The organism is Pseudoclavibacter terrae (assembly GCF_008831075.1).
GTDB lineage: Bacteria > Actinomycetota > Actinomycetes > Actinomycetales > Microbacteriaceae > Pseudoclavibacter > Pseudoclavibacter terrae.
Genome location: NZ_WBJX01000003.1, coordinates 447620 through 461700 on the forward strand (window position 1 = coordinate 447620; position 14081 = coordinate 461700).

Genomic DNA, 14081 nt, shown 5'->3' on the forward strand with positions numbered 1-14081 from the left:
ATGACGTCAGCGTAAGAACTGTGTGACGAGCGTGTTACTTCGCCCCGAAGCGTGGAGGCGGTCGCATAGCGTCACCAGCGTGCTCCTGTTTATCGCCCGCCGACTGGCCCTCGCCGTCGCCACCGTGCTCGCCGTGGTGACCATCGCTTTCGCGCTCGGCCGCGCCACCGGTGAACCCGGTGCGCTGCTGCTGCCCGACAACGCGACGCAGGCCGAGGTCGATGCGCTCAACACCGCGCTCGGCTTCGACCGCCCCCTCATCGTGCAGTACCTCGACACCCTCGCAGGGCTCTTCACGGGCGACTTCGGCAACTCGTACAGACTGCACGAATCGGCGCTCGGGCTCGTCCTCGAACGTGTCCCCGCGACTCTCGAACTGGCCTTCTGGGCCTTCGTCATCGGGCTGGTGCTGGCGGTCGCCGCGGCGCTGGCGATCCAGCTCACCGGCAGCCGCACACTGCGCGCTGTCGTGGGCTGGGCCGGCGCCCTCCGACAGTCGGTGCCCGACTTCTTCTTCGCGCTGCTCCTCGTGCTCGTCTTCTCCGTGCTGCTCGGCGCCCTGCCCTCGCTCGGCCGCAACAGCTACGCGAGCCTCGTGCTGCCCGTGCTCACGCTCGCCACGGGGCAGTTCGTCATGTACCTGCGCCTGCTGGACGCGTCGCTCAGCGAGCAGGCGGGGCAGGATTACGTGCGCACCGCCATCGCCCAGGGGCAGCGCCGCTCGACGGTGCTCTTCACTCGCATGCTGCCGAACGCGGCCCTGCCGGTGCTCGGCATGGCCGGCCTGAACCTGGGCGGGCTGCTCGGCGGCACCGTGGTGGTCGAGGTCGTGTTCGCGTGGCCGGGACTCGGCCAGCTCCTGACCGCTGCCGTGAGCCAGCGCGACTTCCCGATCGTCCAAGCGGGCCTCGTCTTCGTCGCGCTCGCCTTTGTCATCGTCAACACCGCGGTGGACGTGCTCGTCCGCCGAATCGACACGAGGACGGCCGCCGCATGACCGCTCAGGTAACCCCGATCACCCAACTCCCGACCGTCACCCCTGTACCCCGCCGCCCGCGACTGCGACCCGGCGCCGTGGTCGGGGCGATCATGATCGGCTCGGTGCTGCTCCTCACGGCCGCCGTGCCCCTGCTGCCCGGGTTCGACCCGATGGGGCAGGACCTGCGGGCAGCGATGCTGCCTCCCTTCACCGATTCCGCGCACCCCCTCGGCACGGACGCCCTCGGCCGAGACCTCCTCGACCGCATCGCGCTCGCTTCGGCGGTGACGCTCGGCATGACCGCGCTCATCGTGGTGATGAACGCGCTCATCGGCAGCACCATCGGCATCCTCGCGGGCTACTTCAGTGGGCGCCTCGAGGCGCTCGTGACCCTGCTCAGCAACGTGACGCTGGCCATGCCGGTCGTGCTGCTGCTCATCGCCATCTGCGCGGTCCTGCGTCCGAGCGCCGGGCTCACGATACTGGTGCTCGGCTGCACCTGGTGGGTCGGGTACGCACGGGTCACGCGCAACGTCGCCGCGTCGCTGCGTCGACAGGACTTCGTCGTCTCGCCGCTCACCCAGGGCGGTGACACCCTCTGGGTGCTGACCCGGCACATCGTGCCGAACATCTGGCCGCACACGCTCATCATCGCGGCCACCGACCTCGCGACGATCGTGCTCATCACCTCTTCCCTCGAGTACCTCGGGCTCGGCGTGCAGCCACCGGTGCCGAGCTGGGGCGGCATGATCTTCGACGGCCAGCGGCACCTCGGCAGCGACCCGTGGCTGTCGCTCCTGCCTGGCATCGTCATGCTGCTCGCCGTCGGCGGCGCGCAGTTCCTCAGCCAGCAGTTCACAGCGGAGACCCGCGGCTCGCTGCTGCGGAAGGGAGGCATGCGATGAAGTCGGTCCTGCGCATCGAGGATCTGCGGATCGAGACCACGGACGAGGCGCCACGCGCGCTGGTCGACGGCGTCTCACTCCAGGTCGACCGGGGCGAGTCGCTCGGGGTGGTGGGGGAGTCTGGCTCTGGCAAGAGCCTGACAGTGCTCGCCGCACTCGGGCTCCTCCCCGCCGGCACCCGAATCGCGGCCGGCCGCATCCTGCTCGACGACAAGGTCCTCGTCGACACGCAGGCCGACGTCTGGATGGGCGAGCGGGAGCTCCGAGGACTGCGCGGACGGACCGCCGCCATGGTGTTCCAAGACCCCATGTCGTCGCTCGACCCGCTGCGCGCGGTCGGCGCACAGGTCGCCGCCGCCGTGCGGGTCCACCAGCCCATGAGCCGCCGCGCGGCCCGCGAGCGCGCCGTGGAGCTGCTGACCGCCGTCGGCGTCCGGGATGCGGCGGGGCGTGCGGCCACCAGGCCCCACCAGTGGTCTGGCGGAATGCGACAGCGGGCCATGATCGCGATGGCGATCGCCCACGATCCGCTCCTCCTGATCGCCGACGAGCCCACCACGGCGCTCGACGTGACCGTGCAGGCGCAGGTCATGGACCTGCTCGCCGAAGTGCGTGAGCGCACGGGTTCCGCGCTCGTGCTGATCACCCACGACCTCGGCCTGGTCGCCGAGAACAGCGACCGGCTCGCCGTCATGCACCACGGCCGCGTCGTCGAGACCGGGGCGACGCGGTCGGTGCTCGACCACCCCGCCGAGGACTACACCAAGCGCCTCATGTCGGCCATCCCCGCCGAGAGCGAGCGCGCTGAGAGCGCCGTTCGTCCCGGTGAGCCGGACGCGCTGGTCGCCGACCGAGTCGTCGTCGAGTACCGCGTGCACGGCCGTCGGCAGCCCGTCCGAGCCGTCGACGGGGTCTCCCTGCGCATCGCCGCGGGCGAGACCGTCGCCGTCGTCGGGGAATCGGGATGCGGGAAGTCGTCGCTGGCCAAGGCCGTGCTCGGCGTGCAACCCGCCTCGGAGGGCACCATCGAGCTCGGCGGCGTCGCCGTCCACAACGAGCTCGCGGCGCGCAGCGCGGCGGAGCGCGAACGCGCGCAGATCGTCTTCCAGGACCCGTACTCAGCCCTCGACCCTCGACTCACCGTGCACGACCTGGTGGCCGAGCCCCTGCGCATCCGGCACGCCTACGACCGCAGCACAGTGAGCCGTCTGCTCGCCGACGTCGGCCTCGACGAACAGCACGCCGGACGCCTCCCCGCTCAGCTCTCCGGCGGCCAGCGCCAGCGCGTCGGCATCGCGCGCGCTCTGGCCCTGCGCCCACGGCTGCTGGTGCTCGACGAACCGGTCTCGGCGCTCGACGTGTCGATCCAGGCGCAGGTGCTCGAGCTGCTCGACGGACTGCAGCGCGAGCACGGACTGGGCTACCTCTTCATCTCGCACGACCTCGGCGTCGTGCGCAGCATCGCAGACCGTGTGGTCGTCATGCAGGAGGGGCGTGTGGTCGAAGAGGCCTCGACCGTCGAGATCTTCACCTCCCCGAAGCATCCGTTCACTCGCCAGCTCCTCGACGCTGTGCCTCGCCTCGACGGTGCGCGCCGTGGCGCGCACCCGCTCCCCGTCTCCTGACCTCTCCGCCTGACCCCTCCGCACCGCACCCCTTCCCCCCGAATCAGAGGAACCTCATGCCCAAGCACGCCCGCCGACGTCGCCTGCTCGCGACCGGTGCACTCGCCGCCACCGGCACCCTCCTGCTCACCAGCTGCGCCGGCGGCTTCGACGAAGCCAGCGCAGAAGGCGAGACGCCCACCAGGATCGTCGCCGCCATCCCCACCGACCCGACCTCGATGGACCCGATCCGCTCCGGCGCCCTCGTCGTGCTCTCCGTGTTCTTCCACACCTTCGACCAGCTCGTGGCGATCACCGCCGACGGCGAGCTGGCACCGAAGCTCGCCACCGAGTGGACACCCAACGACGACCTCACGCAGTGGGACTTCACCCTGCGCGAAGGGGTCACGGCAAGCAACGGCGAGGCGATCACCGCCGAGGACGTGGCCTTCTCCTACCAGACGATCCTCGATGACCCGACCGGTGAGAACTTCGCGTACCTCAGCTCCGTCTCGTCGGTCGAGGCCGTCGACGAGCTCACCGTGCGCTTCACCCTCAATTCCCCGTTCTCGGCGTTCCCGCGAAACACGTCGCTGATCTCGGTCGTACCCGCCGACACGTACCAGGAAGTCGGTGCCGACGCCTTCGCCCAGGATCCCATCGGGTCAGGCCCGTACGTGTTCGAGAGCATCCAGACCGGGGTCACCTACGACCTGGCGCGCAACGACGACTACTGGGGAGAGGCACCCGCCATCGAGCAGATCTCACTGCAGCCCGTCTCCTCGGACGAGTCGCGCGTCAACGGCGTGCTCTCCGGCAGCCTCGACGTCGCGCCCATCGGACCCACCCAGGTCTCCTCGGTCGATGGGCAGGGGGCGGCGCAGGTGTTCTCTGCCCTGTCGAACGGCGTCGTCTTCCTCGGCGTCAACTCCACGAGCGGCGTGCTCACCGACGTGCGCATCCGGGAGGCCATCGCCCTGGCCATCGACAAGGACGCCATCACCGGGGGCCTCCTCGGGGGCCTCGCTGAGCCAGCAAGCGCCATGCTCGCGCCCGCCGTCGAGGGCTACAGTGACGACGTGACCGACCCGGGCTTCAACCAGGAGCGGGCCCGCGAGCTGCTCGCGGAGGCCGGCTACGCCGGCGAGTCGATCCCCTTCGACTACGCGACCGACGGCCGCATCCCCCTCTCGTCAGAGGTCGCGCAGACCATTCAGGCGTCACTCGCCGAGGTCGGCATCACTGTCGAGCTGCGCGGCGCCGACCAGCAGGCCCACACGCTCAAGATCCGCAGCAAGGAGATGCAGGGCATCTACCTCAACACCTGGGCGCCCTCGACGGTCGACGGCGACCTGCCGCTGACCGACTTCTACGAGACCGCGGGCAACAACAACTACGCGCAGGACCCGCGCACGGCCGAGCTCGCGGCCGAACAGCGCGCGGTCACCGGTGATGAGCGCCTGGACGTCTTCGCCGAGCTCCTCAACTACAGCAACGAACAGGGATACTTCGTGCCGCTCTACGTGCCCATGAACAACTACGCCGCCGACCCCGACCTCGAGTGGACGCCCCGCGCCGACGGCCTCTTCGACTTCACGCAGACGAGCTTCCGTTGAGCGCCGCGCTGCTCCGAGACGTCCGCCCCTGGGGTGGGGAACCGGCCGACGTCCGGCTGAAGGAAGGGAAGATCGCCGCCATCCTGCCGACCGGCACGACGCCGGAGGCGGGCGAGACGGTGATCGACGGTCGCGGTCGCATCCTGCTCCCCTCCTTCGCTGACGTGCACGTGCACCTCGACTCCACCCGAATCGGCCTCCCGTTCCGGCCGCACACGGGCCGCCCCGGGGTGTGGGGCATGATGCTCAACGACCGAGTCAACTGGCGCGAGGCCGAAGTGCCCATGGAGGAGCGCACGAGCGGCACCCTGGCGCGCATGATCGCCCACGGCACCACAAGCGCACGGAGCTACGCGCAGGTGGATGTGGATGCGCGGCTCGAGCGGCTCGAGGCGGTGCTCGCCGCCAAGGAGCGGCACCGTGAACGCGCCACCGTCGAGGTGATCGCCTTCCCCCAGGCCGGTCTGCTTCGCGAGGAGGGCTCGTTCGAGCTCCTCGAGGAAGCCATGCGCTCCGGGGCGGACGTGGTCGGCGGCATCGATCCGTGCCAGCTCGACCGCGACCCGGCCAGGCACCTCGACCTGGTCTTCGGGCTCGCCGAGCGCTACGACGCGCCTATCGACATCCACCTGCACGAGCCCGACCAGCTGGCCCGGTTCTCGGCCGAGCTCATCGTGGAACGCACCCGCGCGCTCGGCATGACCGGGCGGGTGACCATCTCGCACGGATACGGGCTCGCCGAGCTGCCCCGCGAGCAGCTTCTTCCCCTGGTCGAGCAGTTCGCTGAGCTCGACATCGCCTGGGCGACGATCGCGCCGGCCAAGCCGCTGCCGACGCTGCTGCTGGCCGAGCACGGCATCCGGGTCGGCCTCGGCGAGGACGGCCAGCGCGACTACTGGTCGCCGTACGGCAACGCCGACATGCTGGATCGCACCTGGCAGCTGGCCTTCACGAACGGCTTCCGGCGTGACGAGGACATCGAGCACTGCATGGCCATCGCGACGGTCGGCGGCCGCTCCGTGCTGGGTACCTCCCCGGCGCTGCAGGGGTCCCTCGACCGCCCCGGCGTCTCGGTCGGCGACCGCGCAGACCTCCAGCTCATCGCGGGCGAGACCGTGACCAGTGCGGTCATGGACCGACTCCCGGACCGCACCGTCGTCTTCGGCGGGGTTGTCGTCGCCGACGCCCTCGAGCTCGTGGGTCCCGCGTGATCGTGCTGACCGCGTCGCAACTCGAGGAGCTGATCGACAGGTCGGCAACTGAGCTCGCGGTGGCGCGGATCTTCGCGGAGATCGCCCGCGGGGCCGCAGACCAGCCGCCACCCACCTCCATGAAGACGGATGCTGGCACCGGCCGCTACGTGCTCATGTCTGCGCTCTCGGAGGCCACCGGTACTGCCGCGGTGAAGCTGCTCGCCGACGTGCCCGACAACTTGGCCAGGGGGCTGCCCACGCAGCGTTCGATGATCACCGTGCTCGACCGGGAGATCGGCGCCCCGGTCGCGCTGCTGCACGGAGGGGTCCCCACTCGTGTGCGGACGGCCGCCGCGAGTGCGGTGGCGACTCGCGCGCTGGCCCGCGACGACAGCCGCGTCCTCGGCCTCGTGGGCGCGGGCGGGCTCGCTCGGGAGCACGTCGAGGCGCTTCGCGGCCTACGAGACTGGGATCGCCTCGTCATCTGGTCGCGGACCAGCGAGCGGGCCGTCGCGCTCGCGGAGACGCTCGACTGGCCGGGTGCCATCGAGGTCGTCGACGCGTGCGACAGGGTCTTCGAACAGGCGGACACGGTGTGCACGCTCACGCCATCGGTCAGCCCGATCGTGCGGGGCGAGTGGTTGCGCCCCGGGCAGCACCTCAACGTGGTCGGTGCCAGGCCGCGACCCGACGAGCGCGAGGTGGATGCGCTGACCATGTCGCGCGCGTCCGTGTGGGTGGATGACCTGGCGACCGCACGCACGAAGTCGGGAGACCTCATGCTCGCGGTGGCCGAGGGTGCGCTCACCCTCGACGACGTCGTCGGGACGCTCGGCGAGGTGCTGGCTGGGCTGCGACCGGGTCGGACGAGCGCCGAGCAGATCACGCTGTTCGACTCCGTCGGCATCGGCGCTCAGGACCTGGCGATCGCGGACCTCCTGGTGCGCGAGGCGCGCTCGCGGGGCGTGGGGATCGAGCTCGATCTCAACGCCTGAAGGCTGAGGCGGCTGGCTGGCTGTCAGCCGGTCGCCATCACGCCAGCGTGCCAGGCGTCCAGGAGGCGCGCGACCGTGCGCGTCTGCTCCCACGGCATGGCGCGTGACTCGAGGCGACCCTCGCTGAGGGCGCGCGAGACCGCATCCGCCTCGGCCGCGAAGGGGTGCACCTGCGCCACCTCGATGCGGTGCCTCTGCCCCTCGTGGATGTGGCTGAGCACGTTCGGCGACAGGTCGCGGTCGCCGAAGGCGTTCTCGAGGGTGATCCAGCCGCCATCTCCGACGATGTCGGCTCGCTTCGTGAGCTGGGTGTCGATGGAGCATTCGACGAAGGCGGCGAAACCGTGCGCCTCGATGCTGGCTGAGGAGTAGACGTCGACGTCGCCCTCGATGCGCCCGTGCGGGTTCGCGAGGTGCAGCTCCGGAAGCGCGATGCCGGCCGACGCTGCGGCGCCGACGGCGAAGGAGACGGGGTAGCCGCCCACGTCGAAGATCGCTCCGCCCGCGAGCTGCGGGTCGAAGAGGCGGCCGTCTCTGCTGCCAGCCGCGAAGCCGAACTGGGCGTGCACGTGCAGGGGCGCGGTGACCTGCCTCCACTTCAGTCGGCGGTCGATGGCACGGGCAAGCGGGCTGAAGCGGTGCTTGTAGGCCTCCACGACGGGCAGGCCGGCGCGTTCGGCAGCGGCGAGGACCCGCTCCGTCTCGGCGGCGCTCGGGGCCAGTGGCTTCTCGCACAGCACCGCCTTGCCGGCTTCGAGGGCGGCGATCGCGAGCTCCGCGTGGGTCGTGTGCACGGTGGCCACGTAGACGGCGTCGATGTCGTCGCGGGCCAGGACCTCGGCGTAGGTGCCCGAGACCGCCGCCCCGTAACGGGCAGCGAAGGCGGACGCCCGCTCGGCGTCGCGGCTCGCGACGGCCCGCAGCTCGCCGTGTTCCGAGCTGGGCAGCCAGGTCGCGAACGACTCCGCGATAGCGCCCGGCCCGAGGATGGCCCACCTGGTCTTCTGCATGACGCGAACCTACCCGAGCCGGTGCATCGCGGTGCGGTTCTGGATCGACCGGCCCGAGCGGGGCGGCATCGATCCCGCACTCGATGCCGCCGTTCTGGTGCAGGCGGGCCCGCACCTGCGCGTCACCCGCGCGGAAGAGTTGCGCTCGATGCCGGTGTCACCAGCACGTCCACACGGCAGAAGCATCTTCCTTGCGCCACGAACCGGCAGTTCTCGTGTGGATGGGGCGGTCGTTCAGGGAGGAGGACCGGCCTGTCACGCACGCGCTCACAACGTCGCGGCGAGGGCCAGCGTCGCGAGGGGCACGATGATCGCGACCCCCACGAGCCCGAGCGCCACGAAGCGCATCCAGGAGATCGTCACGCCGAGCGACACGAGACGCTCGTGCCAGAGCAGCGTCGCGAGCGAGGCCCATGGCGTGACGAGGGGGCCGAGGTTGACGCCGATGAGCAGCGCGACCAATCGAGCAGGACTGTCGGCGACTGGTTCGAGGGCGAGGTAGGCGGGCAGGTTGTTGATGCCGTTGGCGCTCGCGGCGCCGATCGCGGCCAGCTGCAGGAGGCTGAGCGGGTCGTCGCCGCGTCCCGAGACGGCGGCGAGTAGCTCGCTCAGCCCGTGCGCGTGGGCGGCCTCGACGAGCACGAACAGCGACCCGGCGATGCCGAGCGCCTGCCACGGCACGAGGCCGAAGCGCAGCGCATCCCGCCGACGCGTCGCGAACGCGGCGATGAGCAGCAGAGCGGCCGCGCCCGCGGGGATCGCCACCTCGACACCGGAGACGAGCAGCGGCAGCAGCAGGGCCGTGATGATCGACGAGAAGATGAGCAGCGGCCGATCCGGGATGCTCGCGGGCGTCGGCATGCGGTACCGGCGGTCGAGCTGGCGGCGGAAGACGAACGAGAGAATGGCGGCGCTCGCGACCACGCCGACGAGTGCCGGAGCCCATGTCAGCGCGAGGAACTGGAGCGGCCCGCCGTCGAACGACCGAGCGGCGAGCAGGCTCGTGAGGTTCGAGACGGGCAGGAAGAGGGATGCGGTGTTCGCGAGCCACACGGTCGCGAGCGCGAATGGGATGGGCGAGACTCCGACGTGCACGGCGAGCAGCACGACCACCGGGGTGACGAGCACCGCGGTCGTGTCGAGAGAGAGGAAGGCGGTGCTCACGACGGCGAGCAGGAGCACGAGCATCCACAGCATCCACAGACGCCCACGTCCGAGCCTCGCGAGCCGGTCGGCGAGCGCCGAGAAGACTCCGGCCTCGCTCGCCAGCTCCGCCACGATCGTGATGGCGACGACGAACGCGAGCACGGGCACCACCCGCTCGCCGAGCTCCAGCAGCTCTGGCGCCGGCAGCAGGCCGGTGGCCGCGACGACGACCGCCGCGATGACGAGCACGGCGGTGGCGATGAGAGGGACGACGCGGGACGCGGGGGACTCGGCCATGGCTGAGCAAGTTTAGGCCCGCGGCGCGGTGCGAATGTCGGCGCTCGCTCCTCGCGGACACCACCCGCCGGAGCTCTTCCGCGAGACGGGCGTTCGCGGTCGGCGCGCTGATCCTGGGCTCGCTCACCCTTCGCCGCCGAACCGGGTAGCAGCTACTTGGCGGCGACGCTGTCCAGGTGCTCGCGGAGCGCGATGATGATGTCGTCGCGTGTCGTGTCGCGGGCGTGGGCGAGCTCCTCGATGAGCCAGTCGAGGGTCATGTAGTTGGCGTGCAGCAGGTTCGACAGCTCGATGTTGACCTTCACCTGGTTGGGGCCGCCGTCAGCGGGAGGCTCGGCATCCGGGTCGCCGTCGGAGTCCAGCCCTTGCCCCTGCTCGACCTGCACGACAAAAGCGCCGACTTCGACGAGTCGCTCGTAGGCGAGCGCCGCTGCATCGGGCGACACCTCCGTGACGGAGACGGCGTCGAGCAGCACGTGCGCTGCCTCTCGGCTGGTAGCTGGAGTGGACATGCAACGAGGATAAGCGTGCACTTCGAACAGACAGTCAGGGTCCATCCATGCAAGGCACAATCGGGGACATGAGCAGCAAACCCACAGCGAAGGCCCGCCCCACCTCAGACGCGCCCGTTGTGGTCATCGGCGACGCCATCGTCACGGAACTGCAGGAGACGGAGGCGCGCGGCGGCCTCACGCGCCGCAGCTACGTGAGCGGTTCGGCGCTCAACGTCACCATGGCTCTCGCGCGGCTGCGCGTGCCAGTCGCCCTCATCGCGAGCATCGGCGACGACCCGGACGGGCTCCGCATCCGCGACCACCTGCGGAAGCGGGGCATCCAGTTCGCGCCGTCCGTGTCGCTCGCGGGCACGGGGCGAGCGATCGGCGAACCGGCTGACGGGGAGCCCCTCTACACATTCGACGACGCGGCCCGGGCCCGACGCATCCGCTTCGACGACGAGCAGGTTGCGCTCATCCGCGCGGCGCCGTTCGTCGCGATCTCCGGCTTCGCGTTCGACGACAAGAAGCAGCACAGGCGCCTCCTCGAGGCCGTGATCCGCCCACAGGAGCGCCTGCTCCTCGACCCGAACCCGCGCCTCGGGCTCGTCGAGGACCCAGCCGCGTTCCTCGACAACTTCGAGCGGCACGTGTCCAGCGCCCTCTTCGCGCACCTCTCCGACAACGACGCCGACCTGCTCTTCGAAGCGCCCCTCGACGAGGCGACCAGCGACATGCTCGACCTCGGAGCCACCCACGTGCTCGCCACCGAGGGCACGCGCGGCGGGAGATGGGTCAACCGGGCCGGCATCGACGTGGCCGAGCCGATCGTCGAGCTGCCAGGTGAGATCGTCGACACGATGGGGGCCGGTGACGCGGTCTTCGCGACCGCGGTCGCCTCCATCGCCCAGGGCGGGGTGCCGCACGAGGCGGCGGATGCGCGCCGAGTGCTGCAGCGGGCGATGACCGTCGCGGCCGCCACGGTGCGCGTCACGGGAAGCTTCCTCGCCGCGGACGACGACCTGCCGCCCGCCGTCGACGCGTAGCTCGGCCTCCCGGCGGCCTCGGGATGGAAAAGTCGCTTCGTGCTGGGGAACTTCCCGCAACGAAGCGACTATTCCATCCCGAGTCGCAAGAACCACGCGGCGGGCCGTTCCGGCCAATCCGGGCCGACCGCGTCGACTCGGGATGGGTTTCTCGCTTCGGGATGCCTAGCAACCCATCCCGAAGCGAGGAACCCATCCGGAAACCGGGGAGGGGGAGAAAACTACTTCGTCGAGGGTGTCGAAGTCGGATCGGAGCCGGGGGCCGGGGCCGTGGAAACCGTGCCCGTGCCCGTGCCCGTGCCCGTGCCTGACGCGGGAGCCACGGCCGCCGCCGCGCGCTCGCGCTTCTGCTTGCGCTGCACGACCACACCCGCGACGATCGAGATCCCCGCGATGATGAAGCTCGTCGTGACCTCGATGAGGCGCGTCTCGCCCGCGAAGAACATGTAGATGAGCAGCGCTGACAGGGCGACGATGACCACCCAGGTGAGCCACGGGAAGCCCCACATGCGGATGGCGCCCTTCGTGGTCGCGTTCGGGTCCTCGCCGGCGGCGACGGCGTCTTCCGCGAGGATGCGGCGCGAGCGCAGCTGGGAGACGGCGATGACGATCCACACGAAGATCGCGACGGCGCCGGTCGAGTTGACGAGGAACGAGAACACGTACTCGGGGGTCGTGTAGTTGAGCACGACCGAGAGCAGGCCGACGACGGCGGATGCGAGGATCGCGACGTACGGGGTGCCGCGCTTCGAGACCTTCCGGAACGCCTTCGGCGCCTCACCGCGGCGCGACAGGGAGAAGGCCATGCGGGACGCGGTGTAGAGCGACGCGTTGAGAGTGGAGAGCAGCGCGGAGAGCACGATGATGTCCATCGCAAGGGCTGCCCAGCCGATGCCGGCGGCGTTCAGCATCGTGACGAACGGGCTCACGCCTGCCGTGATCTGGTCCCAGGGCAGCACGATGAGGACCACGAGGATCGAGCCGATGTAGAAGAGCAGGATGCGCCACACGACCGAGTTCACGGCCTTGCGCACCGCCTGGGCTGGCTGCTCGGACTCGCCGGCCGCGATGGTCGCGACCTCGGCGCCGAACATCGAGAAGATGACGGGGAGGAGCGCGGCGAGGATGCCGGCGACGCCGAACGGGGCGAAGCCGCCGTCGGCAGGCGCGAGGTTGCCGAACGTGGCCGTGTTGTTGGGGATGACGTGCGCGATGAGGAGCGCGCCGACGATGATGAAGATGATGATCGAGACGATCTTGATCGACGCGAACCAGAACTCGAACTCGCCGAACGACTTCACGCTGATGAGGTTCGCGATGAGGAACACGAGGGTGATGATGAGCGCCGGGATCCACTGGGGAACCTCGGGCAGCCAGCCGCTGATGATGACGGCGGCGGCGGTGGCTTCGATGCCGACGACGACCACCCAGAACCACCAGTACAGCCAGCCGATGGAGAGGCCGGCCCATGGCCCGATGAAGCGCGTCGCGTAGGCGGAGAACGAGCCGGTCTCGGGCGAGATGGAGGCCATCTCGCCGAGCATCCGCATGACGAGCACGACGACGACCCCGGCGAGGGCGTAGGCGAGGATGACGGCGGGGCCTGCCGCGAGGATCGCGGTGCTTGAGGCGACGAGCAGGCCGGCGCCGATGACGCCGCCGAGGGCGATCATCGACAGGTGGCGCGGCTTGAGCGTGTTGGCGAGGGCCTCGCCCTGCTCGACGGCTGGGCCGCGGCGGGACTGGTGGCCGCGTTCGCTCAGGTCGCGGCCCTTCTCGGTGAAGACGGCCTCGGTGTGGGGTGCGGCGGCACCCTCTGGAATCTGGCCGTCAGCGCTTGGGGACGTCATGGATCACGTTTCTCCTGGTGAAGGGAACCCCGGGCGTCGCGCGTTCGCTGAAGAGTCAGCACGTGAGGGAGGAACGCGCTGGGCGCCTCGAGGTCGGTACCGAGCAAGGGTAGGGGGCGCCGCGGGTCCCGTTCGCCTTGTGTTCATAAGTGACACGGGACTGATGCGCTCAGCTTGCGGGGGAGTCTCCTGGGACGGTGTCCGGGTCGCTCGGTTCGACGCTGCCGCGCACATCCCGCTCGGCTGTCGTCTCGGTTTCGGCCGCGCTGCCGATGTCGACCGTGAACCAGCGGATCGTGACGCCGCAGAGGGGGCCGATGAGCAGCGCGAACGCGACGGTGCCGATGCCGACGTCGCCGCCGAGCATCCACCCGATGGCGAGCACGATGACTTCGAGGCTCGTGCGCACGATCCAGATGCGCCAGCCCGTGACGCGGTGCAGGCCCGTCATGAGGCCGTCGCGCGGCCCCGGCCCGAAGAGCGCGCCGATGTAGAGGCCCGTCGCGAGGCCCAGCGTCAGGATGCCCCCGGCCAGCAGGAGGATGCGCCACCAGAGATCGAGGCCCTCTGGAATGAGCCAGAGGCCCAGGTCGGCGCAGGGCCCGACGAAGAGCGCGTTGAAGAGCGTGCCGAACCCCGGCCGCTGACGGAGGGGGATCCAGATGAGGAGCACGACGACGCTGATGAGCACCGTGATGAGCCCGAACGGCAGCCCCGACTGCACCTGGATGCCGAGCGTCAGCACGTCCCAGGGGGAGACTCCGAGCTCGCCCCGCACGATCATCGCGATGGCGAGGCCGTAGAGGACGATGCCGACGACGAGCTGCGTGGCGCGACGGGGCAGGCGGACGATGGAGCGCATCCGCTTATCTAAGCCCTTCGCGTGCGGGGGCATCGCGGTCCACTCGGGAACAGTGGATGGGTGCGGCCGCGCCCGCGTTGCTCG

General features: G+C 70.3%; 12 protein-coding genes. 7 read left to right on the forward strand and 5 right to left on the reverse strand.

Translation table 11 applies throughout. The annotated features are described in order from the left end of the window. Positions 1-79 precede the first annotated feature (79 nt). The 6 genes from F8O03_RS11595 to F8O03_RS11620 are packed head-to-tail and all read left to right on the forward strand — an operon-like array spanning position 80 to position 7292. Positions 80-997, forward strand: a complete 918-nt coding sequence (locus F8O03_RS11595) for an ABC transporter permease (protein WP_167516552.1) — start codon at positions 80-82, stop codon at positions 995-997. Then, positions 994-1884, forward strand: a complete 891-nt coding sequence (locus F8O03_RS11600) for an ABC transporter permease (RefSeq protein WP_151423974.1) — start codon at positions 994-996, stop codon at positions 1882-1884. Before F8O03_RS11595 ends, F8O03_RS11600 begins: the two co-directional genes overlap by 4 nt. After that, the gene (locus F8O03_RS11605) at positions 1881-3509 is read left to right on the forward strand and encodes a dipeptide ABC transporter ATP-binding protein (protein WP_151423975.1); all 1629 of its coding nucleotides are present in this window, start codon (positions 1881-1883) and stop codon (positions 3507-3509) included. The genes F8O03_RS11600 and F8O03_RS11605 overlap by 4 nt, the downstream gene beginning before the upstream one ends. Positions 3510-3565: 56 nt before the next feature. Further along, positions 3566-5104: an ABC transporter substrate-binding protein gene (locus F8O03_RS11610; RefSeq protein ID WP_151423976.1), complete on the forward strand. Its 1539-nt coding sequence runs from the start codon at positions 3566-3568 to the stop codon at positions 5102-5104. Beyond that, the gene (locus F8O03_RS11615) at positions 5101-6315 is read left to right on the forward strand and encodes an amidohydrolase family protein (protein ID WP_244296210.1); all 1215 of its coding nucleotides are present in this window, start codon (positions 5101-5103) and stop codon (positions 6313-6315) included. The genes F8O03_RS11610 and F8O03_RS11615 overlap by 4 nt, the downstream gene beginning before the upstream one ends. Continuing rightward, positions 6312-7292 (forward strand): ornithine cyclodeaminase family protein, encoded by a 981-nt coding sequence (locus tag F8O03_RS11620; protein WP_151423977.1) that lies wholly within the window; start codon positions 6312-6314, stop codon positions 7290-7292. Before F8O03_RS11615 ends, F8O03_RS11620 begins: the two co-directional genes overlap by 4 nt. A gap of 23 nt (positions 7293-7315) precedes the next feature. On the opposite strand, the gene F8O03_RS11625 is transcribed toward F8O03_RS11620, so the two are convergent. From F8O03_RS11625 to F8O03_RS11635, 3 genes are all read right to left on the reverse strand, one after another. Continuing rightward, complete coding sequence (locus F8O03_RS11625; RefSeq protein ID WP_151423978.1) at positions 7316-8302, reverse strand: Gfo/Idh/MocA family protein; 987 nt, start codon at positions 8300-8302, stop codon at positions 7316-7318. Positions 8303-8569: 267 nt separating this feature from the next. Continuing rightward, positions 8570-9745 carry an SLC13 family permease gene (locus tag F8O03_RS11630; protein ID WP_151423979.1) on the reverse strand — a complete coding sequence of 392 codons (1176 nt, stop codon included), beginning with the start codon at positions 9743-9745 and terminating at the stop codon, positions 8570-8572. 152 nt (positions 9746-9897) lie between these two features. After that, positions 9898-10257, reverse strand: a complete 360-nt coding sequence (locus tag F8O03_RS11635) for a hypothetical protein (protein WP_151423980.1) — start codon at positions 10255-10257, stop codon at positions 9898-9900. A 68-nt stretch (positions 10258-10325) separates the two neighbouring features. On the opposite strand from F8O03_RS11635, the gene F8O03_RS11640 reads away from it, so the two are divergent. After that, positions 10326-11285 carry a carbohydrate kinase family protein gene (locus tag F8O03_RS11640; protein WP_167516553.1) on the forward strand — a complete coding sequence of 320 codons (960 nt, stop codon included), beginning with the start codon at positions 10326-10328 and terminating at the stop codon, positions 11283-11285. Between the two features lie 221 nt (positions 11286-11506). Here the strand turns inward: F8O03_RS11640 and F8O03_RS11645 are convergent, their stop codons facing one another. Both F8O03_RS11645 and yczE read right to left on the reverse strand, forming a co-directional pair. After that, on the reverse strand, positions 11507-13135 hold the full coding sequence (locus F8O03_RS11645; protein WP_151423981.1) for an amino acid permease: 1629 nt from the start codon (positions 13133-13135) through the stop codon (positions 11507-11509). Between the two features lie 169 nt (positions 13136-13304). Further along, the gene (yczE, locus tag F8O03_RS11650; RefSeq protein WP_208851853.1) at positions 13305-13997 is read right to left on the reverse strand and encodes a membrane protein YczE; all 693 of its coding nucleotides are present in this window, start codon (positions 13995-13997) and stop codon (positions 13305-13307) included. Between the last annotated feature and the right edge of the window lie 84 nt (positions 13998-14081).

What these genes read in the sequence shown, in the direction of transcription:
- F8O03_RS11600 (WP_151423974.1), top strand. Translation starts at nt 994, where the DNA reads ATGACCGCTCAGGTAACCCCGATCACCCAACTCCCGACCGTCACCCCT.
- F8O03_RS11605 (WP_151423975.1), top strand. Translation starts at nt 1,881, where the DNA reads ATGAAGTCGGTCCTGCGCATCGAGGATCTGCGGATCGAGACCACGGAC.
- F8O03_RS11610 (WP_151423976.1), top strand. Translation starts at nt 3,566, where the DNA reads ATGCCCAAGCACGCCCGCCGACGTCGCCTGCTCGCGACCGGTGCACTC.
- F8O03_RS11625 (WP_151423978.1), bottom strand. Translation starts at nt 8,302, where the DNA reads ATGCAGAAGACCAGGTGGGCCATCCTCGGGCCGGGCGCTATCGCGGAG.
- F8O03_RS11630 (WP_151423979.1), bottom strand. Translation starts at nt 9,745, where the DNA reads ATGGCCGAGTCCCCCGCGTCCCGCGTCGTCCCTCTCATCGCCACCGCC.
- F8O03_RS11635 (WP_151423980.1), bottom strand. Translation starts at nt 10,257, where the DNA reads ATGTCCACTCCAGCTACCAGCCGAGAGGCAGCGCACGTGCTGCTCGAC.
- F8O03_RS11640 (WP_167516553.1), top strand. Translation starts at nt 10,326, where the DNA reads ATGAGCAGCAAACCCACAGCGAAGGCCCGCCCCACCTCAGACGCGCCC.
- F8O03_RS11645 (WP_151423981.1), bottom strand. Translation starts at nt 13,135, where the DNA reads ATGACGTCCCCAAGCGCTGACGGCCAGATTCCAGAGGGTGCCGCCGCA.
- yczE (WP_208851853.1), bottom strand. Translation starts at nt 13,997, where the DNA reads ATGCGCTCCATCGTCCGCCTGCCCCGTCGCGCCACGCAGCTCGTCGTC.